The sequence below is a fragment of the Mesorhizobium sp. WSM4821 genome (assembly GCF_055901555.1).
In genome coordinates this window covers 4910272-4924723 of the sequence record NZ_CM148371.1, presented here as the reverse complement: position 1 = coordinate 4924723, position 14452 = coordinate 4910272, and the positions used below count along the sequence as shown (strand labels likewise).

General features: G+C 62.8%; 19 protein-coding genes. 6 read left to right on the top strand and 13 right to left on the bottom strand.

Annotation, left to right across the window (positions count from 1 at the left end; all coding sequences use genetic code 11):
* Positions 1 to 127 precede the first annotated feature (127 nt).
* Complete coding sequence (locus AC0NID_RS24090; RefSeq protein WP_473453068.1) at positions 128 to 1546, bottom strand: aminotransferase-like domain-containing protein; 1419 nt, start codon at positions 1544 to 1546, stop codon at positions 128 to 130.
* 93 nt (positions 1547 to 1639) lie between these two features.
* On the opposite strand from AC0NID_RS24090, the gene AC0NID_RS24085 reads away from it, so the two are divergent.
* Positions 1640 to 1885: a DUF1127 domain-containing protein gene (locus AC0NID_RS24085; protein ID WP_473453069.1), complete on the top strand. Its 246-nt coding sequence runs from the start codon at positions 1640 to 1642 to the stop codon at positions 1883 to 1885.
* 38 nt (positions 1886 to 1923) lie between these two features.
* Here the strand turns inward: AC0NID_RS24085 and AC0NID_RS24080 are convergent, their stop codons facing one another.
* From AC0NID_RS24080 to purC, 5 genes are read right to left on the bottom strand one after another with little or no spacing between them, the layout of a single operon-like run.
* Positions 1924 to 2586 (bottom strand): Pr6Pr family membrane protein, encoded by a 663-nt coding sequence (locus AC0NID_RS24080; protein ID WP_473453070.1) that lies wholly within the window; start codon positions 2584 to 2586, stop codon positions 1924 to 1926.
* 3 nt (positions 2587 to 2589) lie between these two features.
* Positions 2590 to 3006, bottom strand: coding sequence for a hypothetical protein (locus AC0NID_RS24075; protein ID WP_473453071.1), 417 nt, complete (start codon positions 3004 to 3006; stop codon positions 2590 to 2592).
* A 43-nt stretch (positions 3007 to 3049) separates the two neighbouring features.
* Positions 3050 to 3718: a phosphoribosylformylglycinamidine synthase subunit PurQ gene (purQ, locus tag AC0NID_RS24070; RefSeq protein ID WP_473453072.1), complete on the bottom strand. Its 669-nt coding sequence runs from the start codon at positions 3716 to 3718 to the stop codon at positions 3050 to 3052.
* Between the two features lies 1 nt (position 3719).
* Entirely contained in the window at positions 3720 to 3962 is a 243-nt protein-coding gene (gene purS / locus AC0NID_RS24065; RefSeq protein ID WP_473453073.1) for a phosphoribosylformylglycinamidine synthase subunit PurS, read from the bottom strand.
* 42 nt (positions 3963 to 4004) lie between these two features.
* Complete coding sequence (gene purC, locus AC0NID_RS24060) at positions 4005 to 4799, bottom strand: phosphoribosylaminoimidazolesuccinocarboxamide synthase (protein WP_126041403.1); 795 nt, start codon at positions 4797 to 4799, stop codon at positions 4005 to 4007.
* A gap of 275 nt (positions 4800 to 5074) precedes the next feature.
* Here purC and AC0NID_RS24055 point away from each other — a divergent pair, with 275 nt between their 5' ends.
* On the top strand, positions 5075 to 5395 hold the full coding sequence (locus AC0NID_RS24055; RefSeq protein ID WP_473453074.1) for a DUF1476 domain-containing protein: 321 nt from the start codon (positions 5075 to 5077) through the stop codon (positions 5393 to 5395).
* A 219-nt stretch (positions 5396 to 5614) separates the two neighbouring features.
* Positions 5615 to 6388 carry an HpcH/HpaI aldolase family protein gene (locus AC0NID_RS24050; protein ID WP_473453075.1) on the top strand — a complete coding sequence of 258 codons (774 nt, stop codon included), beginning with the start codon at positions 5615 to 5617 and terminating at the stop codon, positions 6386 to 6388.
* On the opposite strand, the gene AC0NID_RS24045 is transcribed toward AC0NID_RS24050, so the two are convergent.
* The gene (locus tag AC0NID_RS24045; RefSeq protein WP_473453324.1) at positions 6385 to 6933 is read right to left on the bottom strand and encodes an RBBP9/YdeN family alpha/beta hydrolase; all 549 of its coding nucleotides are present in this window, start codon (positions 6931 to 6933) and stop codon (positions 6385 to 6387) included. The two genes, AC0NID_RS24050 and AC0NID_RS24045, sit on opposite strands and share 4 nt — an antisense overlap.
* Before the next feature lie 300 nt (positions 6934 to 7233).
* On the opposite strand from AC0NID_RS24045, the gene AC0NID_RS24040 reads away from it, so the two are divergent.
* Complete coding sequence (locus AC0NID_RS24040; RefSeq protein WP_473453076.1) at positions 7234 to 8046, top strand: VOC family protein; 813 nt, start codon at positions 7234 to 7236, stop codon at positions 8044 to 8046.
* A gap of 16 nt (positions 8047 to 8062) precedes the next feature.
* Here the strand turns inward: AC0NID_RS24040 and AC0NID_RS24035 are convergent, their stop codons facing one another.
* From AC0NID_RS24035 to AC0NID_RS24020, 4 genes are read right to left on the bottom strand one after another with little or no spacing between them, the layout of a single operon-like run.
* A complete protein-coding gene (locus AC0NID_RS24035; RefSeq protein ID WP_473453077.1) occupies positions 8063 to 8635 on the bottom strand; it encodes an RBBP9/YdeN family alpha/beta hydrolase in 573 nt (190 codons plus the stop codon).
* A complete protein-coding gene (gene purB, locus AC0NID_RS24030) occupies positions 8635 to 9942 on the bottom strand; it encodes an adenylosuccinate lyase (protein ID WP_473453078.1) in 1308 nt (435 codons plus the stop codon). Before purB ends, AC0NID_RS24035 begins: the two co-directional genes overlap by 1 nt.
* A gap of 59 nt (positions 9943 to 10001) precedes the next feature.
* On the bottom strand, positions 10002 to 10520 hold the full coding sequence (locus AC0NID_RS24025) for a hypothetical protein (protein WP_473453079.1): 519 nt from the start codon (positions 10518 to 10520) through the stop codon (positions 10002 to 10004).
* Positions 10517 to 11242, bottom strand: coding sequence for a DUF2259 domain-containing protein (locus tag AC0NID_RS24020; RefSeq protein WP_473453080.1), 726 nt, complete (start codon positions 11240 to 11242; stop codon positions 10517 to 10519). The genes AC0NID_RS24025 and AC0NID_RS24020 overlap by 4 nt, the downstream gene beginning before the upstream one ends.
* 145 nt (positions 11243 to 11387) lie before the next feature.
* Between AC0NID_RS24020 and AC0NID_RS24015 the strand changes: the two genes are divergently transcribed.
* Positions 11388 to 11642, top strand: coding sequence for a DUF2171 domain-containing protein (locus AC0NID_RS24015; RefSeq protein WP_029353687.1), 255 nt, complete (start codon positions 11388 to 11390; stop codon positions 11640 to 11642).
* A 36-nt stretch (positions 11643 to 11678) separates the two neighbouring features.
* Here the strand turns inward: AC0NID_RS24015 and AC0NID_RS24010 are convergent, their stop codons facing one another.
* Both AC0NID_RS24010 and AC0NID_RS24005 read right to left on the bottom strand, forming a co-directional pair.
* Positions 11679 to 12674: a P1 family peptidase gene (locus tag AC0NID_RS24010; protein WP_473453326.1), complete on the bottom strand. Its 996-nt coding sequence runs from the start codon at positions 12672 to 12674 to the stop codon at positions 11679 to 11681.
* The gene (locus tag AC0NID_RS24005) at positions 12674 to 13747 is read right to left on the bottom strand and encodes a branched-chain amino acid ABC transporter substrate-binding protein (protein WP_473453081.1); all 1074 of its coding nucleotides are present in this window, start codon (positions 13745 to 13747) and stop codon (positions 12674 to 12676) included. The genes AC0NID_RS24010 and AC0NID_RS24005 overlap by 1 nt, the downstream gene beginning before the upstream one ends.
* Before the next feature lie 189 nt (positions 13748 to 13936).
* Here AC0NID_RS24005 and AC0NID_RS24000 point away from each other — a divergent pair, with 189 nt between their 5' ends.
* Complete coding sequence (locus tag AC0NID_RS24000) at positions 13937 to 14431, top strand: flavin reductase (RefSeq protein WP_473453082.1); 495 nt, start codon at positions 13937 to 13939, stop codon at positions 14429 to 14431.
* Positions 14432 to 14452 lie beyond the last annotated feature (21 nt).

Genomic DNA, 14452 nt, shown 5'->3' with positions numbered 1-14452 from the left:
GATCGAGTCCCCTCTTATCGCAAGCGCGAAGGCCGATACACCCCATCAAGCGAGGAAAACGATCGAAAGCCGCCGGGTGCAGCAACTGGCGAAAGATCGCTACGCGACCCGCCGGTTTCAAGTCGGCTCAGGAGAAACTGTCGTAGCCGGCGCGGCCTTCATCCAGAAGCCGCCGGATTATACCGACGCCGTCCGCGATGTCCTCTCGCCGCTGCGGCTGTGAAACGCCAAAACGGACGCCATGGAAAACCTGTTCGGAACGGCCCGCCTTGAATTCGTCCTCGTCGTCGATGAGCACGCCATGTTCGAGACAGGCATTCTTGAAGGTGCCGGAAAGCCATGGATCAGGCAGGGTGAGCCAGACGAAGGGCACATTGTTCACCGCCTTGAAGTCGAACCCGGCCAGTGTCGCGCGCACGATTGCGATGCGCGCGTTGATTTCGACGATGCTACGCTTGCGCATCTCGCTGGCCTGGCCGGACAGAACCAGCCGGGTACACACTTCCGCCAGGAGGAAGGGCAGGCCACCGGTCAGCATCTTGTGAGCGATCCGGATCCGGTGGCGAAAGGCCGGCGGACAGGCGAGCCAGCCACCGCGAACACCCGCTGCGACCGACTTCGACAGGCCGCCGGCAACGATGGTCCGTTCCGGGGCATATTCGGCCAATAGCGGCGTCGGGTCGTCGGTCAGGTTGCCATAGAGATCGTCCTCGATCAGGACGACATTGTATTGGCGCGCGACACGCGCGATTGCCTCGCGTCGCGTTGCCGGCAGCGTCACCAATGTGGGGTTCTTGGCCGTCGGCATCAGGAACATCATTTTCGGGTGCTTTTGCGCACAGACCCGCTCGAAATCCTCTGGATCGATGCCGTCCTCGTCCGACGTCACCAGCGCGGTGCGGCGGCCGATCAGGCCTGCGCTGCGTGAAATCTGCGAGTAGGTGAGGTGCTCGAAGGCGATAGTGTCGCCAGGCGTGGTCAGCGCGGCAATTGCCGCCATCACCGCTGCATGGGTGCCGAGCGTCGGAACGATGCCGTCAGGTGTCGGGCGAAACGAATTTCGCGAGAGCCAGCTTCTGCCGGCCTCGAACCAGCGGGCGGGAAAATCCCGCGTATAGCTTGAAATCTCGTAGGGATGGTCCTGCGCCGTACGCGAGAGCACATCGGCGACAATGGCACCCTGGCCGATATCAGGCGCGGCCGTGCTGTCGAAGCGCAATTTGCCGCGAGGCGCATCGATATAGCGCGTGCCTTCCACCTGCGGGTCGGGCTCCAGCAGATTGGTCTTGGTGTCATCCGAGTGCTCGCCAAGCACGTAGGTTCCGCGCCCGACTTCGCCGCTCACCAGACCCCGCTCGCGCAACAATTGATAGGCACGGCCGACCGTGCCGACAGTCGTGCCGATGTCATAGGCCAAATCGCGCTGCGGCGGCAGTTTTGCTCCCGCAGCGATCACGCCGCGGTCGATGTCGGTTTCAATGGAATCCGCAAGCCTCTGATAGAGAGGACCGGAGCCGGCGGTTAGGTCTGGGAGCCAATTTGTCATGGTGACAATTTTCTATATTGTACCGAATTGAGAGTCAATACATATGAATTGGGCGACAAAAAGGTACAATTTCGAATTTTCGGTAGCAAGAAAATGGATACAATCGAGTCAATCCACTATGCGAGAGCTGAATTGTTCGGAGCCCGCCCGTCGGGCCGGCGGGGCTATGTCCATCGCCTGGTGCGTAGGGTCAGGTCACTCGCGAGCCGGATCGGCAGCTTGCTGGATCGCCGGCGCAGCCGGCTGGCATTGCTGGAAATGACCGACGATCAGCTCAAGGATATCGGTATCTCTCGCTGCGACGCCCATCGTGAGGGTCTGAGGCCGTTCTGGGATTGAAGCCGAGGGCTTGTGTGCATCTTTGAGAAGCCCCGGTTTCAGGACGTCTTTTTCGTGCCTTGGCGGACGCCGGGGCTCCTGATCCGTGAGACGCCGTGGTCGGCAAGCACGGCGACTATGCATAGCGCGAGAAAAAGCCCGGTGACGACCAGGGCCGAGACGGCGACGCTGGCCGTGCCGTTCTTGGCGACGTTGAGGAACGGGTAGGGCACTTCGCCTGATATCGGCGCCCGCGCCAGTACATAGACCAGGTAGGCGACCGGATAGACCATCCACCAGGAAATATCGCGCCATCGCGTTGAGCCATCGGCGCCTGCCATAAGCCACCACAGCACGAACAGAACCGGCGTCACATAGTGCAGCATGACGTTGCAGAGCAGGAACAGGCCCTGCGGCTGCCAAAGGCGTGCCAGAACCGTCGCGTAGACGATGAAGACCAGGGTCATGGCAACCGCCACGCCCGCTCGCATCCGCGGTCCGGCAAAAACCGGGAACCAGGCATAGCCGCCGGGTGACAGCAGCGAAACATGCACCAGCACCGCGCCGATGTTGGTCAGGATGGTGAAGAAGCTGAAGTAGAAGACCAGCGAGCCGACAAAACTGCGGCCGGCTTCCATCGATGCCGGAACGGTGATGCATATTTGCAGGACAAGCGCGGACAGACCTAAGACCAGGCCGGCGATCTGCAGGAAGCGGCTCACAACCTATGCGGCCGCGCCGCAGGCCGGATTGCCCGCCCGCCAGCGGGCAATGTCCGAGCTTATGCGTGCGCCAAGCGGTTCGGCCATCAGCGGACCGAACACGTCGACCCGGCTCGAATTGCCTTGCGCCTGCACGACCAGCAACGGCTTTGCACCATAATGCTTGGCTGGGACCAGCAGGAAGCGCGGCGTGCCGGTGAACGAATTCAGCTCGTTGGCCATCTGATAGGGCTTGAAGGCAGCATCCTTGCTGGCGATCCAGCATTTGTGGGCGGCGATCGCCACCTGCTCCATGGCAAGCAGCGACGCACTCTTGCCCGAAGGCGTCGGCGCGTTCTTCGAGCCCGACTGGCAGGAAGCGAGCACAAAACCGGCGGTGGCGACGAGAGCGAGGCGGGCGGTCGTCTGTCTCAGGCTCATGCGTCGCCTATTTCAAGTTCGCGAAAGATGAATGCTGAAGATATCAAGCGGCGATGCCGAGGGCACTTTCGAACAGTGCCCGGCCGTCGCTGCCGCCATGTGCTGCTTCGATCAGGTTCTCGGGATGCGGCATCAAGCCCAGCACATTGCCCTGGCTGTTGATGATGCCGGCAATGTCGTTGATCGAGCCGTTGGGATTGGTGCCTTCGGCATAACGGAACACGACCTGGCCTTCGCCTTCGAGCCTGCGAAGCGTCTCGGCGTCGGCAAAATAATTGCCGTCGTGATGCGCCACCGGCGAGCGGATGATCTGGCCCGGCTGATAGCGGCGGGTGAACATCGTGTTGGCGTTGGCAATCTGTAGCTTGACCTGCCGGCAGACGAACTTCAGCGATGTGTTGCGCATCAGGGCGCCCGGCAGGAGGCCGGCCTCGACCAGGATCTGGAAGCCATTGCAGACCCCTATGACCATGACGCCCTTGGCCGCCTTTTGGGCGACCGCCCGCATCACAGGCATGCGCGCTGCGATGGCGCCGCAGCGCAGATAGTCGCCGAAGGAAAAGCCGCCGGGGATGGCGATCAGGTCGACATCGGGGATTTCGGTATCGGTCTGCCAGACGGTGACCGGCGGCGTTCCGGAAATCTTGGTCAGCGCCGCGATCATGTCGCGGTCGCGGTTGAGGCCAGGCAGTAGGACGACGGCTGATTTCACCTCAAGCGATCTCCACCGCATAATTCTCAATCACCGTATTCGCCAGAAGCCTGTCGCACATGGCTTTCAAATCAGCCTCGGCCTTTGCCATGTCGCTCTCGGCAAGCTCGACGTCGAAGACCTTGCCTTGCCGCACCTGGCCGACGCCACCGAAACCCAGTCCGGACAGCGCGTGTTCGATTGCCTTGCCTTGCGGGTCGAGCACGCCGTTCTTGAGGGTTACGGTTATGCGGGCCTTGATCACGCTGAATATGCTCCAGTTGAACGTGTTGAGCGGCAACAAACGTCAGTGCGGCTTGCCTCTGACACCATCGGTCGAGGCGACGAGCACTGGCCCGGCGGGCCGCGGCGGCTCGTTCTCGTTCATGATGCCGAGGCGGCGGGCGACTTCCTGGTAGGCTTCGACCAGCCCGCCCATGTCGCGGCGGAACCGGTCCTTGTCGAGCTTGTCCTGCGTCGCCACGTCCCACAGCCGGCACGAATCCGGCGAGATCTCGTCGGCGACGACGATGCGCATCATGTCGCCCTCGAACAGGCGGCCACACTCGATCTTGAAGTCGACGAGCTGGATGCCGACGCCCATGAACAGGCCGGAGAGGAAGTCGTTGACGCGGATGGCGAGCGCCATGATGTCGTCGATCTCCTGCGGGCTCGCCCATCCGAAAGCCGTGATGTGCTCCTCCGACACCATCGGATCGTCGAGCGCGTCGGCCTTGTAGTAGAACTCGATGATCGAGCGCGGCAGCACGGTGCCTTCCTCGATGCCGAGGCGCTTGGCCAACGAACCGGCGGCGACGTTGCGCACAACCACTTCGAGCGGGATGATCTCGACTTCCTTGATCAGCTGCTCCCGCATGTTGAGCCGGCGGATGAAGTGGGTCGGAATGCCCATCCGGTTGAGGTGGTTGAAGATGTGCTCGGAAATGCGGTTGTTGAGCACGCCCTTGCCATCGACGACTTCGTGCTTTTTCTTGTTGAAAGCGGTCGCGTCGTCCTTGAAGAACTGGATCAGCGTTCCCGGCTCAGGTCCCTCATAGAGGATCTTGGCCTTGCCTTCATAAATGCGGCGGCGATTTTTCATCTGATTTTTTCTCTGGATTTCCGGGCAGGCGGCAAACGACCAGTTCCTGTCCGTCTGCCTAAATTAGTGCGGCAACGGTAGGGTTCAATGCCGGTGTCTATCCCAATCGCACAGTTTGCTCAATCGGCAATCCTTCCAATCAACCGCTTTCCGGAATGAAATGCCGCAGCGCAGCACGTGACGTAGCATATTGACCGGCCTGCGGCCTTTTGGTTTGTGCTGCCGCAACACACATATTCAACTACCAGCGAATCGGAATTGACCGGAGGGATGCCATGAGCAGCATGAAAGATCGCGAAGAGGGCTTCGAGCGCAAATTCGCATTCGACGAGGAACTTCGGTTCAAGGCTTCGGCGCGCCGCAACAAGGCGCTGGGCATGTGGGCCGCCGAAAAGCTGGGCAAGTCGGGCGCCGACGCCGATGCCTACGCCAAAGAGGTGGTTGTCGCCGACATCGAGGAAGCCGGCGATCACGACGTTTTCCGCAAGATCCGCAAGGACTTCGACGAAGCCGGGGTCGACCAGTCGGATCATCAGATTCGTCGCACCATGGACGATTTGATGGCGCAGGCGATTGAACAGGTCAAGAACACCTGATCTTTCTCCCGACCTAGTCGACTTTCTGGACCAATGACCGCCCGGTCTACCCGGGCGGTTTTTCTTTGCCTTTGCGGCCGTTTCCGGTTGAACTGCATTTGAGCGTCGTGCGTCCATTCGAACGCGCAAACGCTCCAACACCGTGAGTTTCGCAGCGTGTCTTTCCCAGAAACGATTCCGATTTCCGGGCCGATGCGAGAGCCAATGAGGAAGGCGCCCATGTCTCTGAAGTCACGCTTGGCGGCGGATGAAACGCTATGCACCGCATGGTCCGGCGTGCCGGATGCCTTGACTGTGGAAATCCTCGCCAGGCAGGGTTTCGATGCCGTCACGCTCGACATGCAGCATGGCGGACATCACGAAGACAGTGTGCTGCGCGGCCTTGTGCCGGTGCTGGCTGCCAACAAGCCGGCTCTAGTGCGCATTCCGGTCGGTCGCTTCGACATGGCCAGCCGTGCGCTCGATTTCGGCGCCGAGGCGGTGATTGCGCCGATGGTGAATTCGGTGGCGGACGCGCGGCTGTTTGCCGCCGCCATGAAGTACCCGCCGCTCGGCGAGCGTTCCTGGGGCCCTACCTATGCCTTTCCGCGTCATGGCAAGGGCGACCATGCCGACTGGCTGCGCGACAGCAACGAGCGCACCATGGCGTTCGCCATGGTCGAGACGCGCGCCGCCCTTGATGCGCTCGACGGGATCCTCGATACGCCGGGCATTGACGGGATATTCGTCGGCCCATCGGATTTCTCGATTGCCTGGTCGAACGGCGTCACCGTCAACTCGACGCTGGAAAGCATGATGGACACCGTCGCCTCGATCGCCGAGCGGACGCGCAAAGCCGGCAAGCATGCCGCGATCTACGTCGTCGAGCCGGCCATCGCCGGCCGTGTGGTGTCGATGGGCTACCGGCTGCTGGCCATGGGCTCCGAGCATGCGCTGATCGGTCTGGGGGCCAAAACCCTGCTGCAGAGCGTGAAGGATTCGATCGGGTCCTAAAGATCCGTCAGGAACTTGGCAAAGGTCATCGAACCTTCAGGCCACGGCCCGAAGCCGGAATCGGCATTGAGATGGCCGGCCTCGCCAGCGTCGATGAACAGCGAGCCCCACGCCCCGGCAATGTCCTCGGCAACGTCGAACATGCAGAACGGGTCGTTGCGGCTGGCGATCACCACCGAAGGAAATGCCAGCGGCTCGCGCGGGTAGGGGCCGAAGGTCATCAGGTGCTTGGGTTTAATCCCAGGATTGGCGACGTCGGGAGGCGCCACGAAGAAGGCTCCGGCCACCGGGCGCTGAAACTGCGGCATCGCCTGGATTGCCGTGGCGACGCCGAGTGAATGAGCGACGATGACGACCGGCCGCTCGGCCTGGTTGACCGCCTTGGCCACGTTCGCCGTCCAATCCTCGCGCACCGGCTTCGACCATGCCGCCTGCTCGACGCGGCGCGCCGTCGATAGCTTCGCTTGCCAGCGGCTCTGCCAATGGTCCGGGCCGGAATTGGTGTAGCCCGGCACGATGAGAATATCTGCATCTTTGACTTTCATGGCGCGCATGTAGCGAGCGGCGTCTCCGCACGCAACCGCGCATGGTCCCAAAAAGTGAGAACCGGTTTTGGATAGGATCATCTGCCAAGCCAAAGCAGGTTTGGCCCGATGATCACAATAGTGAACACCATGTTCGCTTCCTGCCATCTTGTGTGAACGATCGAGATCGACGATCTGTCCGCTTGAACAAGACAGCCGTGAAGGACCGCGATTTTGGCACTGACACGACGTACAATGATCGGTGGCGCCGGGCTCCTGGCCTTGGGAGCTTCGTCAAGCGCCGCCCAAACGGAGAGTTCGATGAGCGAATTGCCTTTTGCCGCCAAGACACCGGTGAGCGTTGCCCGCGTCGGGTTGCGGGCGCGGGACGCGGAAAGCCTGGCCGCCTACTATCGCAAGGTCGTCGGGTTGCGGGAATTGAGCCGCGCCGATGGCGCGATCACGCTGGGCGCCGCCGATCGTCCACTGCTCGTCATCGAGCCGGATCCGGCGGCGAGGCCTGACGATCCGCGCGGCGCCGGCCTGTTCCACACCGCCTTCCTGCTGCCCAGCCGGGCCGATCTCGGCCGCTGGATCAACCACGCCATCGCCAGCAAGATCGGCATTGAGGGCGCTTCCGACCATCTGGTCAGCGAGGCGCTTTACCTGACCGATCCTGAAGGCAACGGCATCGAGATCTATGCCGACCGCCGTCATGAGGACTGGAAGTGGAATGGCGACAAGGTAGCGATGGCGACCGAACGGCTGAATATGTCGTCCGTCGTCGCCGAAGTGCCGACCGGCGATGCCGGTTGGCAGGGCGCCCCGGACAACAGCATCATCGGCCACGTTCATCTGCGCGTCGGCAGGCCGGAAGACGCCGAAGCCTGGTGGCACCAGGAGTTCGGCTTCGATACGGTGGCGAAATATGGCAGCGCGGCGGTGTTCCTGTCGTCGGGCGGCTACCACCACCACATCGGCGCCAATGCGTGGCAGAGCTCCGGCGCCGGTCGCCGCGATCCTTCCCGGTCCGGACTCGCGTGGGTCGAAATGCGGTCGGACAATGTGACAGCGGCAACGACCCGCGAAGACCCATGGGGAACGGTAATCAGGACCGTTCCCGGCAAGGCTTGAGCGTTTCGGAAGTCTGTTAGAGGCGGGCCTTTTCCAACAGGCGGCCGAGCATGAGCAGGCCCGCCGGCCAAAGGCCGAGGCGGGTCTCGTTCCCCATATGGCCGAGATCGCCGGCGTCGGCGAGGTCTGCGCCCCAGGCAGCGGCGAAGGCGGTCGCCTGGTCGAAGGTGACGCGCGGATCCGTTCGGCTGGCCACCACCAGCGTCGGAAAGGGCAGGCGTTTCAGCGGCATCGGCGCGAAGGGACGAACCAGATCGAAGGACTGATCAGGGTCCTCGATATTGGTCGCCGCAACGAGCAATGCCCCTGCAACCCTGTTGAGTTGGCTTTCGCTGGCGCTGGCGGCCCACTTCACCGCCGTCGCCACCGCCAGCGAATGCGCAAGCAGCACAACGCGTCGAGGTGCCGCGGCAATTGCGGCGTCCACCCGGCCAATCCAGTCCTCGGGGTTGGGCCTGTCCCATTCGGCTTGCAGCACGCGGCTCGAATTGGGGAACGCCCGGCACCAGTGCGACATCCAGTGATCTGGTCCGGAATTGCCGCGCCCTGGCAAGGCGAGAAAATCGAAATCTCCGGTCGCCGAAATCATCACGCCTCTCCGAACACGCGCTTGAAGATCGTGTCGACATGCTTGGTATGATAGCCAAGGTCGAACTTCTCACGGATATCGGCTTCGGGCAAGGCTGCTGTGACCTCGTTGTCGGCGAGCAGTTCCTCAAGGAAATCAGCGCCTTGCTCCCACACTTTCATGGCGTTTCGCTGCACCAGCCGGTAGGCGTCCTCACGGCTGACGCCCGCCTGGGTCAGCGCGAGCAGCACGCGCTGCGAATGCACGAGGCCGTGGAACTTGTTCATGTTCTTCATCATGTTGTCGGGGTAGACGAGCAATCTGTCGACGACGCTGGTCAGCCGAGACAGCGCGAAATCGAGCGTGACAGTCGCATCCGGCCCAATCATGCGCTCGACCGACGAATGCGAGATGTCGCGCTCGTGCCAAAGCGCCACATTCTCCATCGCCGGCAGCGCGAAGGAGCGCACCATGCGCGCAAGCCCGGTGAGGTTTTCGGTCAGCACCGGGTTGCGCTTGTGCGGCATCGCCGACGAGCCCTTTTGTCCGGGCGAAAAATATTCTTCCGCCTCCAGCACCTCGGTGCGCTGCAGGTGGCGGATCTCGATCGCCAGCCGTTCGATCGACGAGGCGATGACACCGAGCGTCGCGAAGAACATGGCGTGACGGTCGCGCGGGATCACCTGCGTCGACACCGGCTCCGGCTTCAATCCGAGTTTCTTCGCCACGTATTCTTCGACATAGGGATCGATGTTGGCGAAGGTGCCGACAGCGCCTGATATCGCGCAGGTCGCTATATCCTCTCGCGCGTGCACCAGCCGCTCACGGCAGCGCGAGAATTCGGCATAGGCCTGCGCCAGCTTGACGCCGAAGGTCGTCGGCTCGGCATGGATGCCGTGGCTGCGCCCGATGGTGACGGTGTCCTTGTGTTCGAAGGCACGACGCTTGAGCGCCGCAAGCAGCCCGTCGATGTCGGCGAGCAGGATGTCGCTGGCGCGAGTAAGCTGCACGGCAAAGCAGGTGTCGAGAACGTCCGAGGACGTCATGCCCTGATGGATGAAGCGGGCATCCGGCCCGACGAATTCACCGAGATGGGTGAGGAAGGCGATGACGTCGTGCTTGGTCACGCGCTCGATCTCGTCGATGGCCTCGACGTCAAACTTAGCGGCCCCGCCCTTTTCCCAGATGGTTTTGACGGCTTCCTTCGGGATCACGCCGAGCTCGGCCAGTGCGTCGCAAGCGTAGGCCTCGATCTCGAACCAGATGCGGAAGCGGGTTTCGGGCGACCAGATGGCCACCATTTCCGGCCGGGAGTAGCGAGGGATCATCGGTCAGTCCTGACGTGCGAGGGCGTTCGCCCGCGTCGTAACAGAGGCAGACAAAATGCTCAACGCTGCCGCCGCGCAAACCAGATGCTGGCGAGAGCGAGCGCGATGAAACCGAGCGGAAAATAAAGCCGGATGCCCAGAACGACGAATTGATAGAACGCCGTCGCCACGGTGTGCACGAACTGGATGGACCAGGCGATGGTCAGTGCCGGTGCATGCCATTGGACATAGTAGGAACGGTAGTGCAGCGCAAAGAGCCCACCGGTGAAGCCGATCGTAGCGACGAGAAGGCAGACGAACGCGGCCGCCAAGGCCACCTCCCAATGCCGTCCGAGCGAGACGAACCGTGCCAAGAACAGGCCAACCGGAAAGGCGAGCGCACCGCCTGCCGCGTAGAGCAACGAGACGAAGCGGATCCTTGCCGCGGTCTCCCAATCGTCCAACAGCAGATTGACGAGCGCGCTGGTGCCCATCGCCCCGGCCCACAGCAGCGCGCCGCAAATCGCAGCGCCCGGCGACGGCAAGGCGTTGCGGATGCGATCCAGGACGCGGCTGCGTATGACGGGGAGCGGCGTCACAGCCGGCCGGTCACTGCAATCCAGCGATAGTCCGGCCCTTCGAAGCCGTACTGGCGCACCGCGATCAGCACGGCATAGGCGCTGAGGCCCTGCAAGGAGAACGTCTGCACCGCGCCGATCCGGTAGCCGTTGGGACAGCCCCTGCTTTTGGGGATCGACTTGTCCTCGTGCAGAAGCTCAGTCTTGCCGCCGTCTTTCGCCTCGATGCGCAGCAGGCGAAAGCCGTTGATATCGCCCTGGCTCTGGCAGATTTCGGTGTTGTTCATGCCGATCTCGTCGAGCCGGAACTCGAGCGCGTCGTCGACCGGCGAAAAGATCGGACGCGGGTTGACCACCATGCGGAACGGATCGGCCGACAGTTCGGTCACCGGGTTGTAGCCGGCGGTGATGCCGCGGTTCGCGGCCAGCTCGTGCTGGCTGACGATCGCTTCGCCTTTTTCCCGGGCCGCAAGGCGCGCCGCGTCGAGCGTTGCGGTGTCGTCGTCAAGCCGCACCTTGATCGGCGTGCCCTTGAGAAAACTGTCGTCGGCAGTGTCGATATAATAGCGATTGGCGTAGGGAAATCCCGATCCGTCCTGGACGCCGTATTCCTCGAAGGCAAAGACGCCGCCATCCCCGGTGAAGCCCAGGATTTCAAGCTCGGCGACATCACCGGCTTGGGCGGCCAGAGAAGTTGCAAACTGGGCAAGGAGGGAAACGGCAAACAGGACAAGGATTCGCATGCTTTTTTCCAATCCGGCAGCAGAGCTCGTTTCAATCCCCCTATCACGATGCGATCAAAACGTCGTGCGGTATGAAACCCGAAGCCGATGCATCCAATCGTGCCGTTATTTGTTATTGTCGGCAGCTTCAAATGGAGACCCGATAATGACCGATGCAGCCAGAATTCGCGAACATATGGAAGTGATCGGCGCCGACGGCGTCCATGTCGGCACTGTCGACAAAGTTGAGGGACAACGAATCAAGTTGACCAAGCGCGACAGCGGCGAGGGCGCCCACAGAGGGCATCACCACTTCATTCCCCTCAGTCTCGTTGCCGAGGTCGAGGGTCAGAAAGTGCGGCTGTCCGCAAACTCGGATGTCGCGGTCACCTTCGAGGAAGAAAAATCCGATCCCACCTGAACACGGGGCCATTTGATTACGGCCCATAGTGCGCATTCAGCGCGACGACCAGACCGGAAACAGGTCGCCGTCGGCTGGCGTTGCGGCAAAGACGCCACGGCTGATGGCGCGCGCCATGGTGGCGCCGGCCGCTGCGTAAAGGTCGATGGCGTCGTTGGGCGCGAGCTCGATGCCGCTCTTGCCAGTCGCCAGCGCGAAGACCAGATCGCCGTCGGCCGGCGTGTGCGTCGGCCAAATCGCTCGGACAAAGCCGTCATGGGCCGATATGGCTAGGCGTTTTGCGGCGGCCTTGGTGAGAACGGCATCCGTGGCGATGACGGCGATCGTGGTGTTGCCGCCCACCTGCTTGTCGCGGAACTTCAGTTTTCTCGCATCGTCTGGAATAGGCGAGGGATAGCCAAGCCCGCCGAACTCGTCGCCGATTTCGAAGGGCGCTGCCCAGAAGTGCCTGCTGCGGGCGATCGTCACCGAGCCGATCGGATTGGCGGCCGCGAGTGCGCCGATGGTGACGCCGCTGTCGAGGACCGTCGAAGCCGAGCCGAGACCGCCCTTCAGGCCGGAACTCAGCGCACCCGTACCCGCGCCGACCGTACCCAGCGGAAAGTCGATGCCGACCGCCTGCGCCGCTTCATAGCCAAGGTCACGGTAGGGTGGATAACGGCCCCAGTCCTTATCGCCGCCATTGCGCAGGTCGAACAGGATCGCCGCCGGCAGGATCGGCACGCGAAAGCCGCCGACCTCCACGCCGATGCCCCTTTCGCGCAGTGCCGCCTGTACGCCGGAGGCGGCGTCGAGGCCATAGGCCGAGCCGCCCGAAAGCACCACGGCATGGATCGCCTCGATCGAATTGTGCGGCTCGAGCAGGTCGGTCTCGCGGGTGCCCGGTGCACCGCCCAGGATCTGGACACCGGCCACCGCCGGTTCGTCACACAGCACGGTGGTCACGCCGGACTTCAGCCTCACATCGGAAGCGTTGCCGACACGCAGGCCGGCGACATCGGTGATGAGATTGCGCGGCCCTGTACGAAACATCATCTGACCTCCGCTGGCACGAATTGCGCGCCGTTGAAACGGAAGACCCTATAGAGGTTTTGGGTCAAGTCGCCCTTGCCGTCAAAGCGGATCGGCCCGATCGCCGTACTGAAGTCATGCCCGGTGAGCGCATCGGCCAGTGGCCTGCCGGAGGTTTCCGCCAGGTCCGCGGCCGCCCTGGCGATCTCGACCGCCGCATAGGCCGGCAGCGTGTAGCCGTCCGGCTCGATCTTTTGTGCGGTAAAGCTCTCGAGCACTTTGGGTGCGGCAGCATCGGCCCATTCGGGCGGCGCGATGATGAGCGTGCCCGTCGCATAGGGCACGGCGCCGGGTGGAGCGCGCAGTGCTTCGCCGCCGGCAAAGGTGATGCCGGCATCGAGTTGGCCGGCGTCGCGGCCCATGATGGCGATGTCGTCGCCGTCGCCGCCGGCGAAGACATGCGTGGCGCCGGCTCTCTTCAGCCGCCCGATCAGCCCAATCTGGTTGTCGAGCTGCGGCCGGAACGTGTCGACGAACACCGGTTTCAGCGCCGCCTGTTCGGCCGCTGCCCGAAGCGTCTCGGCGATCTCGCGGCCATAGATCGTGCCGTCGTCTACGATGGCGAACAGTTCGTTCTGCCATTGGCGGGTGAGGATGGAGGCGACGGCATTGCGCTCGTCATCGCCGCGCGGCCCGAGACGAAAGACCGGCCAGCCGGTCTTGGCGCGGCGGTCGGTCAGGCTTTCGGTGCGCACGCCGACGGTGATGGCCGGTATGTTGGCGTCCTTCAGGATCGGCAGCGCCGCCTCGATCGCCTCGGTGCAGAGGAAGCCTACGACCACGCCGACTTTCGCCGCTACGAATTCCCTCGCTGCGGCAGCCCCACCATCGGCCGTGCAGGCGTCGTCGACCGTCTTGATCTCGGCGCCGTTCGCCTTTGCCGCCAGGTCGGCGCCCGCCTCGATCTGCTTGCCGAGGAGAGCCGACGGGCCGGATAATGGTGCTGCGACGCCGATCAGCAGCGTCTCAGCACCGGCATTGCCGGCGAGAGACAGCCAGGCCAGCACCGCTATTGTCGTTGTCCTGGGTAGCATGCGAGCGAAGAAATCCTCCGCGCCGGTCGCGTGTTTGCCGGCACCGTTTCCCGCCAAGACCTAAAGGCTGGTTAGCTTCCGCGCAACACGCGAAATTCAGGATGCATGTCAACCACTTCGCTTGTGCATGCAATATGCCGCCATATATAACGCTGGGGTTCATCTCGCTTCCAACCATGGAAATCGCCGGTGCTGAAGAAGAACGACATAGGGCCGCAGGCCTATCGCGACGCGATGAGCCATTTTGCCGGCCACGTCCATGTGGTCACCACCGATGGTCCCGCCGGCAGGCGAGGTGCGACTGTCATTGCGGCCTGTTCGGTCTCGGACGCGCCGCCGACCATCCTGGTTTGTCTCAATCGCGAAAATCCCAAGAACGAGCCGTTCGTGAAAAACGGCAAGTTCGCCTTGAACACGCTGGCTTCGCATCAGGAGGCGCTGTCGGTCGGCTTTTCCGGCCTCACCGGCCTGCCCGTCGAGGAACGTTTCGCGTTGGGCGAGTGGGATGTGATCTCGACCGGTGCGCCAACACTGAAAGGCGCGCTCGCCGTGTTCGACTGCGAACTGGTCGACATCAAGGATCTGGCTACGCACCGTGTGCTTTTTGGCAAGGTGACAGGCCTGCGCATCGGCGATAATTTGCGGCCGCTGATCTATCACGACCGCGGCTACCACGTTCTGTGATGGGTATGGCTGCGCTCACGG